At 36.4% G+C, this 3,463-nt stretch carries 4 protein-coding genes; 3 read left to right on the top strand and 1 reads right to left on the bottom strand.

Annotation, left to right across the window (positions count from 1 at the left end; translation table 11 throughout):
• The first annotated feature begins 320 nt into the window (after positions 1–320).
• Together GW12_RS14495 and GW12_RS14490 are read left to right on the top strand one after the other, a co-directional pair.
• Complete coding sequence (locus GW12_RS14495) at positions 321–1,646, top strand: ISNCY family transposase (protein WP_081403510.1); 1,326 nt, start codon at positions 321–323, stop codon at positions 1,644–1,646.
• A 187-nt stretch (positions 1,647–1,833) separates the two neighbouring features.
• The gene (locus GW12_RS14490; protein ID WP_034588918.1) at positions 1,834–2,229 is read left to right on the top strand and encodes a hypothetical protein; all 396 of its coding nucleotides are present in this window, start codon (positions 1,834–1,836) and stop codon (positions 2,227–2,229) included.
• On the opposite strand, the gene GW12_RS14485 is transcribed toward GW12_RS14490, so the two are convergent.
• Positions 2,194–2,553: a hypothetical protein gene (locus tag GW12_RS14485; protein ID WP_034588916.1), complete on the bottom strand. Its 360-nt coding sequence runs from the start codon at positions 2,551–2,553 to the stop codon at positions 2,194–2,196. The genes GW12_RS14490 and GW12_RS14485 overlap by 36 nt on opposite strands.
• 354 nt (positions 2,554–2,907) lie before the next feature.
• Between GW12_RS14485 and GW12_RS14480 the strand changes: the two genes are divergently transcribed.
• Complete coding sequence (locus GW12_RS14480) at positions 2,908–3,378, top strand: hypothetical protein (RefSeq protein WP_004761025.1); 471 nt, start codon at positions 2,908–2,910, stop codon at positions 3,376–3,378.
• Positions 3,379–3,463 lie beyond the last annotated feature (85 nt).

Raw genomic sequence — 3,463 nt, 5'->3', positions numbered from 1 at the left:
TCTGATCACAGATACTTTATAAAGTATTTTAATACTTTTTTGAATCCGTCAATGCGTAAGTCCTATTGGCGTAAAAAATGTAATTTTAATAACTTATATTTACATAATTGTGAAAATACACAACTAAAAGAGCTATGAATTCAAAATATAGTCTTAAGTTTAAAAAAAACCTATTCCTCTATTTAACATAATGGCTGTTATACGAAATGAAGATGTAAGCCCAAAGTAGAAATGTCCGGTTTCTCCAAAGTAAAAATGTCCGCTTTTAGAATATGCACTTTTGCAATTTTCTTAGCGGACGGTTTGATATGTTGGTGTCTATGTCGGATAAAGAACTTAAACGATTGTCGGTCTTGCAGGAAATCTGTGATCAACGCATAACCCAGTCCCAAGCTGCTCAGCTACTTCATATTTCAGAGCGTCAGATCAGACGTTTATTGCAAAAATACAAAGCTCAAGGCCCAGCTGCATTAGCCCATGCCGGTCGTGGTCAAATCAGCAATTCCAGGCTTCCTGAAGAGCTCAGACTCAAGTGCCTCAATATTGTTTCTGATCAACTGCATGGTTTCGGACCCACTTTAGCGCATGAAAAGCTCACCACCGTTCATGGCTTTGATATTTCAGTGGAAACACTGCGTTCCTGGATGATTGCAGCCGATTTATGGATTCCTCGCGCCAAGCGTCTGAAACGCCCGTATCAGCCTCGTTATAACCGGGACTGTTATGGTGAACTGATCCAAATCGATGGCTCACACCATGACTGGTTTGAAGGTCGAGCCCCTAAATGCTGTCTGCTGGTATTTATCGATGATGCCACAGGAAAATTGCAGCATTTACGCTTCTGTGAATCAGAATCAGCCTTTGACTATATGATTTCAACACGTTTGTATATTGAGCAGCATGGTAAGCCGTTGGCATTTTACAGCGATAAACATTCAGTCTTCAGGGTGAATCAAAGCAGTAAGAAAGACACCAAGATTACCCAGTTTGGGCGCGTACTCAGCACCCTGAATATCGATATTATCTTCGCTAATTCACCACAGGCCAAAGGCCGTGTAGAACGGGCCAATAGAACGCTTCAGGACCGTCTGATCAAAGAAATGCGCCTGGAAGGCATCTGTTCGATTGAGCAAGCGAATGCCTGGCTACCCTGCTTCATTGAGCAGTTCAATCAGAAGTTCGCCAAGATGGCTTTTAATCCCAAGGATTTACACCGGACTGTTACTGAAACTGCTGAGGAGTTAGATGATGTTTTTACTTGGCGTGAACCCCGCAGAGTCACGAATAGCCTGACGATTACTTATGATAAATGCGTATATCTCTTGGAAAACACGGAAGAAAACCAAAGATTGATTGGTAAGTATCTTGAGTTCCTAGAATACCCGGATGGTACAGTCGCGATTGAATATCAGGGAAGAAAAATCAATTACAGCATCTTCGATAAATTAAGTCAGCTCAACCAGCGAGAGATTGTTGAGAATAAACGGTTGGGTGCTGTTCTGAATCATATCCAACAACAGCATGAAGAACTGGAACAACAAAACAAACGCAATCGTTCTCAATCTATGCCAAGAAGACGTGCACAGAAAACAGCAATTCAACAACGAAATCTGAATCCTGTGCTTGACTTGGAAATGTCTGTATAGGACATTTCTATTTGGTTTTAAGGTAGGACATTTCTACTTGGGAATAACAGAAGAAAAAACCTAGGCACTGGCCTAGGTTTTAATTTAAAAAAAATACATAAAAATTAAGTTTTTAGACTCGATTTTTTAACTTCATATAACGTGTATTATGTTAATTTTAGAAATACTTCAATTGAGATACCGCTAAATGAATATTATAAGTAATTGTTCCTTTATTGATTGTGGCATAGGTATTAGTGCACCTAAGTCAGCAAATCTTATTATATCCGGAGCCTATTTCGAACGTGTCAATACATGCTATCAATTCAGAGAGGATAATGAACCATTACAGCCTATAAGAGTTTCAAAAATTGAGAAGGTATCTATACCTAAGAAAAAAAGAGTTTATCTTAGCTCTTTAGAAAAAGACTCTCGAAAAATTATTCACAATTTATTTAATTTAGAAATCACGGCAAGAATCACCAATGATCTATATACCCTTAAACAAATTAAAAAGCTTAAGGGATTGGTTGGCTCGAAGTATTTTCAAACTAATTATTCTTTATTACTACAAGGGCAAGCTAGAAATCAAAGTAACGATTGAAGAAGCGAAACTAACAGCACTAACCACATTACTTTTAAAAAATTTATCTAATCCAGACCTATATGTTGCTAGTTCAATAGAGCTCACATCTTTAGAGTCTAATGTTTCAATTGCTTTAATAAATCCTTCAACTACCTCAACAGGAGTACCATCTACTACATAAGATAAAATCTTTTCTTTAAAGTGATGTTGATTGTCTCTTACTTTTAAAACAGTCTGTACTCTTACGGCTTTCGTGTCAGAAATATCTATATCTGCATCATGCGGTACGTCATAGACAACACCACAATCAATTGCTTCAGTACCGCTTATTTTTATTACCATAAGAAAGCTCTCTAAAATATACTAATTCTTTATTTTTATAGCATAAAAATAAAGGCCGCAAATGCGACCTTTAATTAATATGAGTCCGAACGACGCCCGAAGTAATCTAAAAACTTAAATGGTTAACGCTCGAAAGAATTAACCAAATTCTTAGAAACTTAGTAATACTTAGTATTACACCTCGCTCTATACGCTTATATGACAACAGCGTGCTGACCAATTTTTCATCTGACCATCTAGGTTGTCAAGGTCGATGTAACGTCTTTCAGCAAAGACTCATCTATTAGGGTATCATTCCCCTGAGAAATGTCAAATTCTATCTTCTTTTCCCTTTTTTAAAAGTACTTTCTAATCATGCAACAACCTGTTTTACAAATAAAAGAAGATACAATAGAGCAGAATTTATTTTGGGAAATTAATGGTTCTATCGATCTAGCTATAATTCCTGGCAATACCATAAAAGGTATTCCTCATGATCTTCCAATTAGATTACAAAATGGCTATGCAAAAGGTAGAAATGGATTTGGCTATCTGCATATTTTAAGAAATCATGGTCAAGAATTTAATCGCTTAAGACCCCCCACTGATGTTTTCGGATTTTTGGTGAAAAAATTAGGCCAAGGAGGGAGTTTTCATCATCAAACAGATAAAAGAAAAGGGCTCTATTTAGCAATGCTTCCTTCTGGGGTTATTATTTTGGATTATGTTGCAAAGGGTAGAGATTCCTTTTTTACAATTATTACAGCTTATACAACCAATCGTTCTATTGATGGTAAAGAAATAGGTAGATATATCAGTACTTTCCAAGTTAAACCTAAGAAATAATAAAACTTTTTAGAAAAGCACCATCTATTTTTCATTTAACATAAAATCTCTTATACGAACTTCCTCTGTAAGCCCAAAATAGAAA

Origin of the sequence: Acinetobacter sp. HR7 (assembly GCF_000773685.1) — a bacterium.
Classification (GTDB): domain Bacteria; phylum Pseudomonadota; class Gammaproteobacteria; order Pseudomonadales; family Moraxellaceae; genus Acinetobacter; species Acinetobacter thermotolerans.
The sequence above is the reverse complement of the archived record's forward strand: the minus strand, read 5'-3'. Positions and strand labels throughout refer to the sequence as shown.

Excerpts from the sequence above, each read along its gene's own strand:
- GW12_RS14480 (WP_004761025.1), top strand. The coding sequence starts at position 2,908 with ATGCAACAACCTGTTTTACAAATAAAAGAAGATACAATAGAGCAGAAT.
- GW12_RS14485 (WP_034588916.1), bottom strand. The coding sequence starts at position 2,553 with ATGGTAATAAAAATAAGCGGTACTGAAGCAATTGATTGTGGTGTTGTC.
- GW12_RS14490 (WP_034588918.1), top strand. The coding sequence starts at position 1,834 with ATGAATATTATAAGTAATTGTTCCTTTATTGATTGTGGCATAGGTATT.
- GW12_RS14495 (WP_081403510.1), top strand. The coding sequence starts at position 321 with ATGTCGGATAAAGAACTTAAACGATTGTCGGTCTTGCAGGAAATCTGT.